The organism is Plantibacter auratus, from assembly GCF_050587365.1.
Lineage (GTDB): Bacteria > Actinomycetota > Actinomycetes > Actinomycetales > Microbacteriaceae > Plantibacter > Plantibacter auratus.
In genome coordinates this window covers 272689-289196 of sequence record NZ_JBOBFV010000001.1, presented here as the reverse complement: position 1 = coordinate 289196, position 16508 = coordinate 272689, and the positions used below count along the sequence as shown (strand labels likewise).

Annotated in this window: 16 protein-coding genes; all 16 read left to right on the top strand. The window is 70.3% G+C overall.

What is annotated here, in order from left to right; translation table 11 throughout:
• A complete protein-coding gene (gene carA / locus ACQ3HE_RS01340) occupies window positions 1–1167 on the top strand; it encodes a glutamine-hydrolyzing carbamoyl-phosphate synthase small subunit (protein ID WP_229938882.1) in 1167 nt (388 codons plus the stop codon).
• A complete protein-coding gene (gene carB / locus ACQ3HE_RS01335; RefSeq protein WP_430890949.1) occupies window positions 1167–4457 on the top strand; it encodes a carbamoyl-phosphate synthase large subunit in 3291 nt (1096 codons plus the stop codon). The genes carA and carB overlap by 1 nt, the downstream gene beginning before the upstream one ends.
• The gene (gene pyrF / locus ACQ3HE_RS01330) at window positions 4454–5299 is read left to right on the top strand and encodes an orotidine-5'-phosphate decarboxylase (protein ID WP_085510885.1); all 846 of its coding nucleotides are present in this window, start codon (window positions 4454–4456) and stop codon (window positions 5297–5299) included. Before carB ends, pyrF begins: the two co-directional genes overlap by 4 nt.
• 28 nt (window positions 5300–5327) lie before the next feature.
• Window positions 5328–6206: a guanylate kinase gene (gene gmk / locus ACQ3HE_RS01325; protein ID WP_430891907.1), complete on the top strand. Its 879-nt coding sequence runs from the start codon at window positions 5328–5330 to the stop codon at window positions 6204–6206.
• Window positions 6207–6274: 68 nt separating this feature from the next.
• Window positions 6275–6532, top strand: coding sequence for a DNA-directed RNA polymerase subunit omega (gene rpoZ, locus ACQ3HE_RS01320; RefSeq protein ID WP_056005756.1), 258 nt, complete (start codon window positions 6275–6277; stop codon window positions 6530–6532).
• 203 nt (window positions 6533–6735) lie between these two features.
• The gene (metK, locus tag ACQ3HE_RS01315) at window positions 6736–7929 is read left to right on the top strand and encodes a methionine adenosyltransferase (protein WP_064293843.1); all 1194 of its coding nucleotides are present in this window, start codon (window positions 6736–6738) and stop codon (window positions 7927–7929) included.
• Window positions 7930–7955: 26 nt separating this feature from the next.
• On the top strand, window positions 7956–9890 hold the full coding sequence (locus ACQ3HE_RS01310) for a primosomal protein N' family DNA-binding protein (protein WP_430890947.1): 1935 nt from the start codon (window positions 7956–7958) through the stop codon (window positions 9888–9890).
• A gap of 28 nt (window positions 9891–9918) precedes the next feature.
• On the top strand, window positions 9919–10848 hold the full coding sequence (gene fmt / locus ACQ3HE_RS01305; RefSeq protein WP_430890945.1) for a methionyl-tRNA formyltransferase: 930 nt from the start codon (window positions 9919–9921) through the stop codon (window positions 10846–10848).
• Window positions 10845–12332: an RsmB/NOP family class I SAM-dependent RNA methyltransferase gene (locus ACQ3HE_RS01300; protein WP_430890943.1), complete on the top strand. Its 1488-nt coding sequence runs from the start codon at window positions 10845–10847 to the stop codon at window positions 12330–12332. The genes fmt and ACQ3HE_RS01300 overlap by 4 nt, the downstream gene beginning before the upstream one ends.
• A 10-nt stretch (window positions 12333–12342) precedes the next feature.
• A complete protein-coding gene (gene rpe / locus ACQ3HE_RS01295) occupies window positions 12343–13011 on the top strand; it encodes a ribulose-phosphate 3-epimerase (RefSeq protein ID WP_121290668.1) in 669 nt (222 codons plus the stop codon).
• 65 nt (window positions 13012–13076) lie between these two features.
• On the top strand, window positions 13077–13340 hold the full coding sequence (locus ACQ3HE_RS01290; RefSeq protein WP_064293847.1) for a phosphoribosyl-ATP diphosphatase: 264 nt from the start codon (window positions 13077–13079) through the stop codon (window positions 13338–13340).
• Between the two features lie 76 nt (window positions 13341–13416).
• Entirely contained in the window at window positions 13417–14256 is an 840-nt protein-coding gene (gene hisG, locus ACQ3HE_RS01285; RefSeq protein WP_064293848.1) for an ATP phosphoribosyltransferase, read from the top strand.
• A 47-nt stretch (window positions 14257–14303) separates the two neighbouring features.
• Entirely contained in the window at window positions 14304–15068 is a 765-nt protein-coding gene (hisF, locus tag ACQ3HE_RS01280) for an imidazole glycerol phosphate synthase subunit HisF (RefSeq protein ID WP_079002513.1), read from the top strand.
• Entirely contained in the window at window positions 15065–15454 is a 390-nt protein-coding gene (gene hisI, locus ACQ3HE_RS01275; protein WP_274499944.1) for a phosphoribosyl-AMP cyclohydrolase, read from the top strand. The genes hisF and hisI overlap by 4 nt, the downstream gene beginning before the upstream one ends.
• A gap of 13 nt (window positions 15455–15467) precedes the next feature.
• Window positions 15468–16160, top strand: coding sequence for a Trp biosynthesis-associated membrane protein (locus ACQ3HE_RS01270; protein WP_430890941.1), 693 nt, complete (start codon window positions 15468–15470; stop codon window positions 16158–16160).
• A 115-nt stretch (window positions 16161–16275) separates the two neighbouring features.
• A complete protein-coding gene (locus ACQ3HE_RS01265) occupies window positions 16276–16506 on the top strand; it encodes a DUF6704 family protein (RefSeq protein WP_079705940.1) in 231 nt (76 codons plus the stop codon).
• Window positions 16507–16508: the final 2 nt, after the last annotated feature.

Below are 16508 nucleotides of genomic sequence, written 5' to 3'. Positions count from 1 at the left end.
ATGACCTCCTTCACCCCACCCAGTCCAGCGGTACTCGTCCTCGAGGACGGCAACCGCTACGTCGGGCACGCCTACGGCGCGACCGGCCGCACGCTCGGCGAGGTCGTCTTCGCCACCGGCATGACCGGCTACCAGGAGACGCTGACCGACCCGTCCTACGCCGGACAGATCGTCCTGATGACCGCGCCACACATCGGCAACACCGGCGTCAATCGCGAGGACATGGAGTCCGCCCGCGTCTGGGTCGCCGGATACGTGGTGCGCGACGCGTCGCGCGTCGTCTCGAACTTCCGAGCGGACCGCTCGCTCGACGACGAACTCGTCCAGGACGGCGTCGTGGGCATCAGCGGCATCGACACCCGCGCGGTGACCCGGCACATCCGTTCCGCCGGTTCCATGCGCGGCGGCGTGTTCTCCGGCGAGGACTTCGAGCTGTCCGGCGCCGAGCAGCTCAGCCTCGTCCGGGCAGGCACGCAGATGGCCGGTCTCAACCTGTCGAGCCAGGTCTCCACGACCGAGCAGTACACCGTGCCGGCGGTGGGCGAGCGCGTCGGTTCCGTCGCCGTCCTCGACCTCGGCGTCAAGACGTCGACGCTCAACCACCTCGCCGCTCGCGGCTTCGACGTCGTGGTGCTGCCGCAGTCGGTGACCTCGGCCGAGGTCCTCGCGCTCGAACCGTCCGCCCTGTTCTTCTCCAACGGCCCCGGTGACCCGGCTGCGAGCGACGCGCACGTCGCCCTCCTGCAGGACGTGCTCCGCGCGGGCGTGCCGTACTTCGGCATCTGCTTCGGCAACCAGCTGCTCGGCCGCGCGCTCGGCTTCGAGACCTACAAGCTGCCGTTCGGTCACCGCGGGATCAACCAGCCGGTCCTCGACAAGGCGACCGGCCGGGTGGAGATCACCTCGCAGAACCACGGCTTCGCGGTCGACCTGCCGATCGAGGGCCGTCACGAGACGCCCGCCGGGTTCGGCCTCGCCGAGGTCAGCCACTACAGCCTGAACGACGAGGTCGTCGAGGGCATCAACTGCATCGACATCCCCGCGTTCTCGGTCCAGTACCACCCCGAGTCCGCCTCGGGTCCGCACGACGCGGTCTACCTGTTCGACCGGTTCCGCGACCTCGTGACCGGCCACGCCACCACTTCCAGCACCAAGGAGAACAACTAGTGCCCAAGCGCGACGACATCAACAGCGTCCTCGTCATCGGCTCCGGGCCGATCGTCATCGGGCAGGCCGCCGAGTTCGACTACTCGGGCACCCAGGCGTGCCGCGTGCTCCGCGAGGAGGGCGTCCGCGTCATCCTCGTCAACTCGAACCCGGCGACCATCATGACCGACCCCGACTTCGCCGACGCGACCTACGTCGAGCCGATCACCTGGCAGGTCATCGAGACGATCATCGCGAAGGAGAAGCCCGACGCGATCCTCCCGACCCTCGGCGGCCAGACGGCCTTGAACGCCGCGATCCAGCTGCACGAGCACGGCATCCTCGAGAAGTACGACGTCGAGCTCATCGGCGCGAACTTCGAGGCGATCAACAAGGGCGAGGACCGCCAGATCTTCAAGCAGCTCGTGCTCGACGCGGGCGCGGACGTGGCCCGCTCCTACATCGCCCACACGGTCGAGGAGGCCGTCGGCTACGCCGAGGACCTCGGCTACCCGCTGGTCGTCCGCCCCTCGTTCACGATGGGCGGCCTCGGCTCGGGCTTCGCGTACACCGAGACGGAGCTCCGCCGGATCGTCGGCGACGGCCTCCACCAGAGCCCGACCACCGAGGTGCTCCTCGAGGAGTCGATCCTCGGCTGGAAGGAGTACGAGCTCGAGCTCATGCGCGACACGGCCGACAACACCGTCGTCGTCTGCTCGATCGAGAACGTCGACCCGGTCGGCGTGCACACCGGGGACTCCATCACGGTGGCCCCCGCCCTGACGCTGACCGACCGCGAGTACCAGAAGCTCCGCGACATCGGTATCGACATCATCCGCGCGGTCGGCGTCGACACCGGCGGCTGCAACATCCAGTTCGCGGTCGACCCGGCCGACGGCCGCATCATCGTCATCGAGATGAACCCGCGGGTCTCGCGTTCGAGCGCCCTCGCCTCGAAGGCGACCGGCTTCCCGATCGCGAAGATCGCGGCGAAGCTGGCCATCGGGTACCGCCTCGACGAGATCCCGAACGACATCACCAAGGTCACGCCCGCGAGCTTCGAGCCCACGCTCGACTACGTCGTCGTCAAGGTCCCGCGCTTCGCGTTCGAGAAGTTCCCCGCTGCCGACCCGACGCTCACGACCACCATGAAGTCGGTGGGCGAGGCGATGGCCATCGGACGCAACTACGCCACCGCCCTGCAGAAGGCGCTGCGGTCGCTCGAGAAGCGCGGCTCCAGCTTCCACTGGAGCGACGAGTCCCGCAGCGTCGAGGAGCTGCTCGAGGTCATGAAGACCCCGACCGACGGCCGCATCGTCGTCGTGCAGCAGGCGCTCCGCAAGGGCGCGACCGCCGAGCAGGTCTTCGAGGCCACCAAGATCGACCCGTGGTTCATCGACCAGATCGTCCTCATCAACGACGTCGCCGATTGGATCGCCGGGGCGGAACGCCTGGACACGGAAGTGCTCCGGACCGCGAAGAACCACGGCTTCTCGGACGCGCAGATCGGTCAGCTGCGCGGGTTCGGCGAGCAGGAGGTGCGCGAGGTCCGCCACATCCTGGGTGTCCGCCCGGTCTACAAGACCGTCGACACGTGCGCCGGCGAATTCCCGGCGCTCACCCCGTACCACTACTCGAGCTACGACGCGGAGACCGAGGTGGTCGCCAGCGACCGCCGCAAGGTGGTCATCCTCGGGTCCGGCCCGAACCGCATCGGCCAGGGCATCGAGTTCGACTACTCCTGCGTGCACGCCTCCTTCGCGCTGCAGGCCGCCGGCTTCGAGACCATCATGATCAACTGCAACCCGGAGACCGTCTCGACGGACTACGACACGAGCGACCGCCTCTACTTCGAGCCGCTCACGCTCGAGGACGTCCTCGAGGTCATCCACGCCGAGAGCGAGTCGGGCGAACTCGTCGGTGTCGTCGTCCAGCTCGGCGGCCAGACGGCGCTCGGGCTCGCGAAGGGTCTGGAGGCCGCAGGCGTCCCGATCCTCGGCACCACGCCGACCGCCATCGACCTCGCCGAGGAGCGCGGCCAGTTCCAGGAGATCCTGGACGCCGCCGGCCTCGTCGCACCGAAGAACGGCACCGCGGTGGAGATCGAGGGTGCGCTGCGCGTCGCCGAGGAGATCGGCTACCCGGTCCTCGTCCGCCCGAGCTTCGTGCTCGGCGGACGCGGCATGGAGATCATCTACGACAGCGCCTCGCTCACGGACTACTTCGTGCGCATCGAGGACCAGGGCATCGTGGGCCCGGCCCAGCCGTTGCTCGTCGACCACTTCCTCGACGACGCGATCGAGATCGACGTCGACGCCCTGTTCGACGGCGAGGAGCTCTACATCGGTGGCGTCATGGAGCACATCGAGGAGGCCGGTATCCACTCGGGCGACTCGAGCTGCACCCTGCCGCCCGTCTCGCTCGGTCGCGCCGAGATCGACCGGGTGCGGAACGCGACGCTCGCGATCGCCCAGGGGATCGGCGTGCGTGGTCTGCTGAACGTCCAGTTCGCGATCGGCGCCGGCATCCTCTACGTCATCGAGGCGAACCCGCGTGCGTCCCGCACGGTGCCGTTCGTGTCGAAGGCGCTCGGCATCCCGCTGGCGAAGGCCGCATCACTCATCATGACCGGCGCGACGGTCGCCGAGCTCAAGGACTCCGGGCTCCTGCCCCCGGTCGACGGATCCCGGGTCCCGATCGACTCCCCGGTGTCGGTCAAGGAGGCCGTGCTGCCCTTCAAGCGCTTCCGCACGAAGGACGGCCAGATCGTCGACAGCGTGCTCGGCCCGGAGATGCGCTCCACCGGCGAGGTGATGGGCATCGACAAGGACTTCCCGCGCGCGTTCGCGAAGAGCCAGGAGGCGGCCTACGGCGGCCTGCCGTCGAGCGGAACGGTGTTCGTCTCGGTCTCCGACCGCGACAAGCGCTCGATCATCCTGCCGGTGCTGCGCCTCCAGCAGCTCGGGTTCGACATCCTCGCGACCGACGGCACGGCCGAGGTGCTGAACCGGAACGGCATCAGTGCCCGGACGGTGCGCAAGTACAGCGAGACCACGGCCGCGGGCGAGGACGACTCGATCGTCGACCTGATCAACCGCGACGAGGTCGACATGGTCATCAACACCCCGAGTGGCCGGTCGGCTCGCGCGGACGGCTACGAGATCCGCGCGGCCGCCGTCGCGGCCGACAAGCCGCTCTTCACGACGATCGCGCAGCTCACCGCCGCGGTCGGCTCCTTCGAGGCGCTCGGCGGGGGCTTCGAGGTCCGCTCGCTCCAGGAGTACGCACTCGATCGGGCTGCGCGCTCGTGACGGCTTCGTTCGGAACCCGACTGGACGAGGTCTTCGTCCGGTCGGGCCGACTCTGCGTCGGCATCGATCCGCACCGCTTCCTGCTCGAGGCGTGGGGACTGCCCGACACCGCCGCCGGCGCGGGGGCCTTCGGCCTCGCCGTCGTCGAAGCCGCAGCCGGTCGCGCCGGGATCGTCAAGCCGCAGGTGGCGTTCTTCGAACGGTTCGGGTCGGCCGGGTACATCGCCCTCGAAGGGGTCCTCGCCGCGGCACGCGACGCCGGGCTCCTCGTGATCGGCGACGCCAAGCGCGGCGAGATCGGGACGAGCATGGAGGGCTATGCCGAAGCGTGGCTGACCCCCGGTTCACCGCTGGAGGTCGACGCCCTCACCGTGAACCCCTATCTCGGCTTCGGCTCACTGCAGCCGGCACTCGAGCTCGCCGAGCAGCACGGCAAGGGCGTGTTCGTGCTGACGGCGACCTCGAACCCGGAGGGTCGCGACGTCCAGCTCGCCGAGGACAGGGCCGGCCTCACCGTCGCGGCGTCGATGCTCGACGAGATCGACCACTGGAACGCACGGCACCACCCCGGGGCGACCGGTTCGATCGGTGCGGTCATCGGAGCCACGCTCCGTCTCGAGGAGTTCGGCCTGACGGAGGTACCGCCGACGACCACGCTCCCGATCCTGGCACCCGGCTTCGGCCACCAGGGAGCTGCGGTCGCCGACCTCGGATCCATCTACGGCGACCTCGCACCGGGTGTCATCGTCTCCGAGTCCCGGAGCATCCTCGCCGCCGGACCCTCGGGGATCGCGGACGCCGTCGAACGTTCCGTCGCAGCCGTGAGGAGCGCCCGTGGTTGACCAGGAGCAGGACCAGCCCGGCAGGAACATGCCGGAGGTCGACCGGGCCGCCGCCTCACGTGAGGCCGTTCGCAAGCGCCGCGCCCGCGCGACCGTCAAGGCGTCCATCGCCTCCGGCGCTCGCACCCCGTTGGAGGTGATCGACGCCGCGACCGCCGATCCGGACGGCATCGAGGGCGGCATCCGCATCACCGAGTACCTCCTCAGCATCCCGAGTGTCGGCGTCACCAAACTGGGGCGGATCCTCGAATCGCTCGGCATCTCCTCGGTCAAGCGCCTCGGCGGTCTCGGCCGACTGCAGCGGGATCGCCTCCGCGCCTTCATCGCCGAACGCTACCCGGGCACCGCGCGCAGCCGACTCGTCGTGCTCGCCGGCCCGACGGCCGTCGGCAAGGGGACGGTGGCCGCCTACATCCGCGACCACTACCCGGAGGTCCACCTCTCCGTCTCGGCCACGACACGCAAGCCCCGGCCGGGGGAGCAGCACGAGGTGAACTACTACTTCGTGACCGACGACGAGTTCGACGGCCTCATCGAGGGCGACCGCCTGCTGGAGCACGCCACGGTCCACAACGCATACCGCTACGGCACGCCACGCGAGCCGATCGAGCGAGCGCTCGCGGCCGGCGACAGCGCGTTGCTCGAGATCGACATCCAGGGTGCCAGGCAGGTCCGGGAGGCGATGCCGGAGGCGACCCTGGTGTTCCTGCTGCCGCCGAACTGGGACGAACTCGTCCGTCGACTGGTCGGACGGGGCACCGAGGACGAGGAGGAACGGGAGCGCCGACTGCGCACCGCGAAGGTCGAACTGGCCGCCGCGGACGAGTTCGACCACCGTGTCATCAACGACGACGTGGCCCGCGCGGCCCAAGAGGTCGTAGACTTGATGAAGATTCACGGGGATTGACGTCCGACGCGCACCCCGCATCGATCCGATCTTCCCCGAACACAACCACACGAGGAGTGTGAACCTGCATGGCTGACAAGCTCAAGGGCATCATCGATCCGCCCATCGACTCCCTGCTCACCAAGGTCGAGTCCAAGTACGCACTCGTGATCTTCGCGTCCAAGCGCGCGCGCCAGATCAACGACTACTACGCCGACCTCCACGAGGGCAGCCTGTTCGACAACGTCGGGCCGCTGGTCGACTCGTCCGTCGAGGACAAGCCGCTCTCGATCGCGATGCACGAGATCAACGAGGACAAGCTCCAGATCAAGCCGATCGCCGAATAACCGCTTCACCACGACGAATCCGCCGGGCGCCAGACGACCGGCGGATTCGTCGTGTCGGGCCCGTTCCCGCCGCCGCCGACGCCCCGCGTCACGGACGGACGACGTGTCCGAGGCCTCGACTAGAGTGATGAACGGTCGGGCCCCGGAACACCGCGACGGCCGATCCCTCCACCATCGCACCACCACTTCCGACGGGAGACCGCATGACCGAGCTGCGCCTGTTCACCTCCGAATCCGTGACCGAGGGGCATCCCGACAAGATCTGCGACCAGATCTCGGACAGCATCCTCGACGCGCTCCTCGAGGTGGATCCGCGCAGTCGAGTCGCCGTCGAGACGCTCGTCACCACCGGGCTCGTCCATGTCGCCGGTGAGGTCTCCACGAGCGGCTACGTCGACATCCCGACGATCGTCCGCGAGCGCATCCGGTCCATCGGCTACACCTCGTCCGACATCGGATTCGACGGCGACTCCTGCGGCGTGAGCGTGTCGATCGGCTCGCAGTCCGCCGACATCGCCGCCGGAGTCGACCATGCCTTCGAGTCCCGCGAACAGTCCAGTGTCGACGCCTACGACCTCCAGGGCGCCGGCGACCAGGGGATCATGTTCGGGTTCGCGACCACCGAGACACCGCAGTACATGCCGCTGCCCAGCTGGATCGCACACCGTCTCGCGGAGCGACTCGCCGAGGTCCGCAAGTCCGGCCAGCTCGACTATCTGCGCCCGGACGGCAAGACCCAGGTCACCATCGGATACGACGGCTTCCTCCCGAAGACCGTGGAGACGGTCGTGGTCTCCACGCAACACAATCCGGGTGTCTCCACGGAGCAGCTGCGTCGCGACGTCCAGCGTCACGTCATCGAACCGGTCCTCGCGACGGTCGAACTCGACAGCTCGAACGTGACCCACCTGATCAACCCGACCGGCATCTTCGTCGTCGGTGGCCCGATGGGCGACGCGGGGCTCACCGGACGCAAGATCATCATCGACACCTACGGTGGAGCGGCTCGACACGGCGGTGGGGCCTTCAGCGGGAAGGACCCGTCGAAGGTGGACCGCTCGGCCGCATACGCCATGCGCTGGGTGGCGAAGAACGCGGTCGCCGCCGGATTCGCCGAACGTCTCGAGGTGCAGGTCGCCTACGCCATCGGCAAGGCCGCGCCGGTCGGGCTCTACGTCGAGACCTTCGGGACGGCCCATGTGCCGGAGGCGGACATCACGCGCGCGATCCGCGACGTCTTCGACCTCCGTCCGGCCGCGATCATCGCCGACCTCGACCTCATCCGCCCCATCTACGCCGCAACGGCGGCGTACGGGCACTTCGGCCGCGAGCTCCCCGACTTCACGTGGGAGCGTCTCGACCGGGTGGAGGCGTTGCGGTCAGCAGCCGGGCTGTAGCCGTGGTCGGCGCGAGGGTCGCCAGGGTGGTACTCGACTCCCCGTTGCCACAGCTCGACCACCTGTTCGACTACGCCATCCCCGACGACCTGGCCGATGACGCCGTGCTCGGCGCGCGCGTCTCGGTGCCGTTGCGCTCGGCCGGACGGTCGGCGAACGGGTTCATCGTGGACCTTGCCGACTCGAGCGAGTTCGGCGGAGCGCTCAGCCCGCTGAGCTCGGTCGTGTCGTCGGTACCGGTCCTGACCCCGACCCTGTGGACGCTCGCACGCCGTATCGCGGATCGCAGCGCCGGGAGCGCGATGGACGTCCTGCGTCTCGCCATTCCGCCGCGACAGGTCCGGGTGGAGAAGACCTGGACCGCCGCGACCCCGCCGGAGCCTCCGTCGGTCGAGCGGCGCACCGTCCCGGGCTTCGCCCCTGGCACCCTCGACCGTCTCGCGCCGGGGGAGCGGTACGCGATCAGCGCGATCCCCACCCTGACCGCGACGAGCGCGGGCGTCTGGCTCCCCGACTGGTCCTTCACGCTGGCGGCTCTCGCCGTGAACCAGCTGTCCGAGGGGAGGAGTGCGATCCTGTGCGTCCCCGACTACCGGGACGTCGAACACCTCCTGGCGGCGCTCGACGACCTCGGTGTCGGTGACGCGGTCGCGAGGGCCGACGCGAAGCAGACCCCGGCTGCTCGCTACCGCGCCTACCTGGACGGACTGCATCCGGTACCCCGGATCGTCGTCGGCAACCGGTCGGCCGTTTACGCACCGGCGCACGACCTCGGACTCATCGCCCTCTGGGACGACGGCGACCCCCTCCATCAGGAGCAGCTCGCCCCCTATGTGCACGCCCGCGACGTCGCGTTGACCCGGCAGGAGATGAGCGGATCCGCCCTCGTCTTCGCCGCGCACTCGCGCAGTACCGAGACGCAGCGACTCGTCGAACTCGGCTGGCTGCGCGAGGTCGCACCGACCCCGCCGGTACGACCGAGAGTCGTCGTGTCCCGGGCGAGCGGCGACGACGCCATGACGAGCCAGGCGAGGATCCCGTCGAGCGCGTGGCGCGCGGTCGACGAGGCATTGCATCACGGACCCGTGCTGGTCCAGGTCGCGCGGCCGGGGTACGCGCCGCACCTCGCCTGTCGACGGTGCGGGACGAGGGCCCACTGCTCGGTGTGCCACGGTCCACTCCAACTCGCCACAGCCCGTTCGCAGCCCTCCTGCCGGTGGTGCGGTCACCTCGCGGCAGGGTGGTCGTGCGAGACCTGTCACGACACCGCGTTCCGCGTCACGGCCGCCGGCACCGGCCGGACCGCCGAGGAACTGGGCCGGGCGTTCCCCCGGTACCGGGTCGTGGTGTCGGACGGAGACGCCCCCAAGTTCGAGGTCGGCCCGGAGCCGGCGCTGGTGATCGCGACCCGAGGCGCGGAGCCCGTCGCCGCGGGCGGCTATGCCGCCGTCCTCCTGGTCGACGCCGACCGCATGCTGGCGCGGGAGTCGCTCCGCGTCTCCGAGGACTGCCTGCGGTGGTGGTCGAACGCCGCAGCCCTGGCCGCTGCGCGTGCACCGGTGCTGCTGATCGGCGTCGAGGCCCCCGTGGCGAACGCCTTCGCCCTCTGGCAGCAACCGCGGTTTGCGAGTGAGGAACTCGCCGAGCGCAGAGAGCTCGGGTTCCCTCCCGCGGTCCGGAGCGCGACCCTCACCGGCACCCGCGACGCCGTCGATGCCGCTCTCGCCGCACTGCCTGCCGAGTACCGGAGCCGCGTGCTCGGCCCGACCGTCGACGAAGCGGGGGACAGCGTCGCGATCCTGCGGGTCGACTACGGCCACGCCAGGGCGGTCGCCGAGCAGTTGCGGGCGACCGTCGTCGCGCAGGCGGCGAAGCGTCGACGGCCGACGCCCGGCAGGCGGGCACCGAAAGCCCCGCCTACACTCAGAGTACGATTCGACGATCCGGAGATGCTGTCATGATCCACCCCGTCCACGAAGTCCGAACCGCATGAGGCTGGTCTTCGCCGGCACCCCCGCCGTCGCTGTCCCGACGCTCGACGCCCTCGTCTCGGCCGGGCACGAGATCGCGGCCGTCGTGACCCGACCCGACGCCCCGCTCGGCCGCAAGCGGGTCCTGACCCCGTCGCCGGTGGCAGCGGCCGCGGAACGGCTCGGGCTCCCGGTCATCCGCGCTGCACGTCTCGACGACGACGCGACCGCGCGGATCGTCGCGCTCCGTGCGGAACTCGGCGTGATCGTCGCGTACGGCGGACTCGTCCGTGAACCCCTCCTGTCCGCGCCGGCACACGGTTGGATCAATCTGCACTTCTCATTGCTGCCGGCCTGGCGCGGCGCGGCTCCCGTCCAGCGGTCCGTGATGGCCGGAGACGCGGTCACCGGTGCATCGGTCTTCCAGCTCGTGCCGGCTCTCGACGCCGGAGACGTCTTCGCGTCGGTGGAGACGCCGATCGGCGAGGGCGAGACCTCGGGGGAGCTCCTCGACCGCCTCGCCGAGCTCGGCGCACCGCTCACCGCGGAGGTCGTCGCCGCCATCGCCGCCGGCACCGCGGTCGCGGCCCCGCAGCAGGGCGAGGTGTCGCTCGCGCCGAAGCTCGACGGCCAGGACGGTCGGATCGTCTGGGACCGCCCCGTCGCCGACGTGTGGTCGCAGATCCGCGGGGTGACCCCCGAACCGGGCGCGTTCACCCTCCTCGACGAGTCACGGCTGAAGGTGCACCGCGCCGTCCCCGCGACGACCATGCCGACGGACCCACCCGCGCCCGGGACGATCGCGTCCGTCGACGGCCTCGTCCTGGTCGGCACGGCGGACACACCGTTGCAACTGCTGCAGGTGCAGCCGGCCGGGCGCACGGCGATGCCCGCCGCCGACTGGTGGCGCGGCGCATCCGCTGGAACCGATCGGCTGGTCACCGCGTGAACGGCCAGCAGCCCGAGGGCCAGCGACGCCGCGACCGACGGCCCCGCAACGAGGAACCCCGACGCGGACGCCAGCGTCCCACGCGTCCGCGTGACTCGGCGACCGTGCAGCCGGCACGCCGAGTGGCCTTCGACGTCATCCACGCCGTCAGCACCTCGGACGCCTACGCGAACCTCCTCCTGCCACACCGGCTGGCCGAGGCGAAGTTGAGTCCGGCGGACGCCGGCCTCGCGACCGAGCTGACGTACGGCACCCTTCGCCGACGCGGGTACTACGACCGCGTCATCGCGCACGCGGCGAAGCGTCCCGTGACCGAGATCGACGACGCGATCCTCGACGTCCTGCGGCTCGGTGCCCATCAGCTGCTCTCCATGCGCGTCGCAGGCCACGCCGCCGTGAACGAGTCCGTCGAACTCGCCCGGTCCGCCGGTTCGCGGTCGGCGGCCGGCTTCACCAACGGTGTCCTCCGCACCATCTCGCGGACCGAACCAGCCGAGTGGGAGCGGATCCTGCTGGGTGAGGTCACGAACGACACCGATCGCCTGGCGGTGAGCACCGCCCACCCGTCGTGGGTCGTTCGGGCCATCAGGCAGGCGCTCGACCTGCAGGACCGCGGCGACGAACTCGAGGAGGCGCTGGCCGCGGACAACCTCGCCCCGCAGGTGAACCTCATCGCGCTCCCGGGGCTCGCCGACCGGCCCGAGGACGCCGAACCGAACCGGTTCTCGCCGTACGGCTTCCGCAGCGCCGGCGGCGACCCGGTGCAACTCGTCGGGACCGGCGGCGGGCGCCTCCGCGTCCAGGACGAGGGCTCGCAGCTCGCCGCGCTCGCGCTGACCCGCGCGGTACCGGTCCGGTCCGGCGAGCGATGGCTCGACCTCTGTGCGGGGCCGGGTGGCAAGGCGGCGCTGCTGGCCGCCGAGGCCCTCGCCGGGGAGGCGCGCCTCGACGCGAACGAACTGGTCCCCGCCAGGGCCCGTCTCGTGGAGCGCGCCCTCGCAGGTGTCCCGCTCGACGTGTCGGTCTCGACCGCCGACGGCACGACGCTTGCGGCGGCGCATCCCGGGACCTACGACCGCATCCTCCTCGACGCCCCGTGCACCGGGCTCGGCGCGCTGCGACGACGACCGGAGGCGCGGTGGCGGAAGACGCCGAAGGACGTCTCCGAACTGACCCGACTGCAGGGCTCACTGCTCGATGCAGCCATCACCGCGCTCGCTCCCGGCGGGATCGTGGCGTACGTGACGTGTTCACCACACGTCGGTGAGACGGCACTGATCGTGGAGAGCGCCCTGCGAGCCCATCCCGGGATGGAGCGGCTCGACACCTCCGCGGTGCTCGACCAGGTCACGACCGAACCGCTCGATGCCGCGGCGCCCGGTGGCGCGGTCCAGCTCTGGCCGCACCGCCAGGGCACCGACGCCATGTACATCGCGCTGCTCCGCAAGCCCGCGGAGTCGGCCGGACCCGCTGTCGATCGATAGGCTCGAGCACATGTCCGCGCGCATCAACCCGAGCATCCTGTCCGCCGATTTCGTGAACCTCCAGGCCGACCTGGAGCGGATCGCGAGCGCCGACCTCGTCCACGTCGACGTCATGGACAACCATTTCGTCCCGAACCTCACGTTCGGTCCGCAGATGGTCGGTCGCATCCAGGACGTGTCTCCGGTCCCGCTCGACGTCCACCTCATGATCTCGGACGTCGATCGATGGGCTCCCGGCTACGCCGAGCTCGGGGCGTACTCGGTGACGTTCCACGCCGAGGCCACCAGCGACCCCGTCGCCCTCGCCAGACGCCTGCGTTCCATCGGGGCACGTGCCGGGATCGCCGTGAAGCCCGGCACGCCCATCGAGCCGTACCTGGAACTCCTGCCGGAGTTCGACCAGGTGCTCGTCATGACGGTCGAGCCGGGGTTCGGCGGACAGTCGTTCATGCCGGAGACCATGCCGAAGCTGCAGGCGCTGTCAGCCGAGGTCGCGCGCACCGGTCTCGACGTCTGGCTCCAGGTCGACGGCGGGATCTCCGCGGACACGATCGGGATCGCGGCCGCCGCCGGTGCCGACACCTTCGTCGCGGGGTCGGCCGTCTACAGCGGTTCCGATCCTGCCTCGAACATCGCGCTCCTCCGGGCCGCAGCCGAGGCGTCGACGCACACCCACTGACTCGGCTGGCCGGTCGAGCGCCCCCGCGGTGCGCGCCGCCGCCCGGAACCGGTACCCTGGAGCACGTGAAAACCTTCGACGAGCTGTTCGACGAGCTGCGCCTGAAGGCCGAGACCCGGCCGGAGGGTTCCGGCACCGTCCGCGAACTGGACACGGGTGTGCACGGCATCGGGAAGAAGATCGTCGAGGAGGCCGCCGAGGTCTGGATGGCGGCCGAGTACCAGAGCGACACCGAGACGGCCGAGGAGATCTCGCAGCTGCTCTACCACGTGCAGGTGATGATGGTGGCGAAGGGGCTCACCCCCGCCGACGTCTACCGACATCTGTAGGAGCACGTCGCGGCGCATCCGCCGCGCCTCCTGATCACCCTGTCGAGACACCATCGCACAACACGAAAGTCACCCCATGCTGAGAGTCGCCGTGCCCAACAAGGGCTCGCTGTCCGAGACCGCCGTCGAGATGCTGCAGGAGGCCGGCTACGCGACCCGTCGCGACACCAAGGAGCTCCACGTCGTCGACGCACGGAACGACGTCGAGTTCTTCTACCTCCGCCCGCGCGACATCGCGACCTACGTCGGTTCCGGCGCCCTCGACATCGGCATCACGGGGCGCGATCTGCTTCTGGACTCGCACTCCGCCGCGACCGAACTCGCCGAGCTGGGCTTCGGCGGCTCGACGTTCCGCTTCGCCGGTCCGGCCGACGAGTTCTCCGAGCTCTCCGATCTCGCGGGGAAGACGGTCGCCACCAGCTACCCCGGCCTCGTCGGCAACTTCCTCCGCGACGCCGGAGTGGATGCGACGCTCGTCCACCTCGACGGTGCGGTCGAGTCGGCCGTCCAGCTCGGGGTCGCGGACGCGGTGGCCGACGTCGTGTCCACCGGCACGACCCTCCGGAAGGCCGGCCTGGGCATCTTCGGCCCGGTGATCCTCGACTCCACCGCCGTGCTCATCGCGTCGCCGGAGACGAAGCCCACCACCGCGACGCTCATCCGCCGACTGCAGGGCGTCCTCGTCGCACGGCAGTACGTGCTCGTCGACTACGACCTCCCGGTCCGGCTGCTCGAGCAGGCGACCGCCGTCGCCGGTGGCATCGAGTCGCCGACGATCTCGCCGCTCCGCGACCCCGAGTGGGTGGCGGTCCGGGTCATGATCCCTCGCGGCGACGCGAACGACGTCATGGACCGCCTCTACGAGCTCGGCGCACGCGCCATCCTCGTCACGGCCATCCACGCCGCCCGACTCTGAGTCGCTCTTCCCTCACCACCCGTCCCAGTCGCTCTGCGGAGGCCTCCGTGTCACTCGCCACCCGAGTCATCCCCTGTCTCGACGTCGCCGACGGGCGCGTCGTGAAGGGCGTCAACTTCCTCGACCTCCGCGATGCCGGCGATCCGGTCGAGCTCGCGAAGCGCTACGCCGAGCAGGGCGCCGATGAACTGACCTTCCTCGACGTCACGGCCACCGTGGCCGAACGCGACACCACCTACGACCTCGTCAGCCGCACCGCCGAGCAGGTCTTCATCCCGCTCACGGTCGGCGGCGGGGTCCGCTCGACCCAGGACGTCTCGCGGCTGCTGGCCAGCGGGGCGGACAAGGTCGGCGTGAACAGCGCCGCGATCGCCCGGCCGGAGTTGCTGGGGGAGATCGCCGACCGCTTCGGCGCTCAGGTCCTGGTCCTCTCCCTGGACGTGAAGCGACACGCCGGCAGCGCGTCCGGATGGATCGTCACAACACACGGCGGCCGACGAGAGACCGAGCTCGACGCGCTCGCCTGGGCGACCGAGGCGATCGAACGCGGTGCGGGCGAGCTGCTGGTGAACTCGATCGACGCCGACGGCACCAAGGCCGGGTTCGACACCGAGCTCATCAGCGCCATGCGCGAGATCAGCCGGGTTCCGGTCATCGCGTCCGGGGGAGCAGGCCGCCTCGCCGACTTCCCACCCGCGATCGCCGCGGGTGCCGACGCCGTCCTCGCCGCGAGCGTCTTCCACAACGGCGAGTTGACGATCGGCCAGGTCAAACAGGAACTCGCCGACGCCGGTTGGACGGTGCGGGCATGAGCGCGGACATCACCATCCCGGTGGGCGCTGACCCGGAGACCGCGATCGGGCAGCTCACCTTCGACTCGCAGGGCCTGCTCCCCGCGATCGTGCAGCAGTGGGACTCCCGCGAGGTGCTCATGCTTGGCTGGATGGACGCCGAGGCCGTCCGCCGGACGATGACCGAGGGTCGGGTCACCTACTGGTCCCGCTCACGACAGGAGTACTGGCGCAAGGGGGACACCTCCGGACACGTGCAGTTCGTCCGGGCGCTCGCCTACGACTGCGACGGGGATACCCTGTTGGTGGAGGTCGATCAGCACGGCGCTGCCTGCCACACGGGCACGCGCAGCTGTTTCGACGGCCGGAGCCTCGACGTCGTCGCAGCGCCATCGCCGACACCATGAATCGAGTTGGAGCATGACCGAGAGCACTGCAGCACCCCAGTCCGGGCCGGTGGAGCCGCCGAGGCGCGACGAACCGTCCGAGGCTGACGAGCTCGAGTCACGAGCTCTGCGCAGTCGTCAGCGCCGCATGAAGACCCTGCTCCTCGTCACCGCCGTCCTCGCCGACGCGCTCATCCTCGCGGCGTGGACCCAGCCCTGGCTCTCGATCAGCCTCGTTGGCGTCGGCCCACACTCCGGCGCGCTCGACGTGGTCGGCTCCGTCGCCGCTCCCGCCCTGTCCGCACTCGCCCTCGCCGGTCTCGCCCTCGTCGCCGCGCTGGCGATCGCCGGGCCGGTGTTCCGCATCATCCTCGGCCTGCTGGAGGCCGTGATCGGCGCCTGCGTCATGATCTCGTCGATCGCCGTGCTCGCCTCGCCGGCGACCGCGGGCGCGGCGGCCGTGACCGAGGCCACGGGCGTCGCCGGGAGCCAGTCGACCATCGACCTCGTCGCGGCGACCACGCTCACCGCCTGGCCGGCGATCACCCTGGTGCTCGGCGTCGTGCTCGCACTCGCCGGGCTCGCGACCGTGCTCACCCACCGCCGGTGGCCCGGTCCGTCGAAGAAGTACCAGACCGTCCGGTTCACGCAGGTCGAGACGGCCCCGAGCGCCGACCCGGTGGGCGCCTGGGACGACCTCAGCCGCGGCGACGACCCGACGCGCTGACCGCTCCGCCGACCCCCGACGGCACCCCGGGCCACCTGGGAACTCGTGGCCCACGCACGGAACCGCGCACCGGTTGCCGGTACACTGGAACCCGCACTCGCACAGAAGGAGAACCATGAGCACCGACCCCTCGGACCCCGGCCACGGACACTCGCCCGCCGCCTGGACGGCCGTGATCATCATGTTGGTCGCGTTCGCCGCCGGTACGGTCTTCTTCTGGCTCGACATGCCCGTCCTCGTTTGGGCCTCCGCCGGCGTCCTCCTCCTCGGGTGGATCACGGGCGGTGTCCTCGCCAAGGCGGGTTACGGCGTCGGCGGGTCCAAGACCGTGGCGAAAGAGCACTGAAC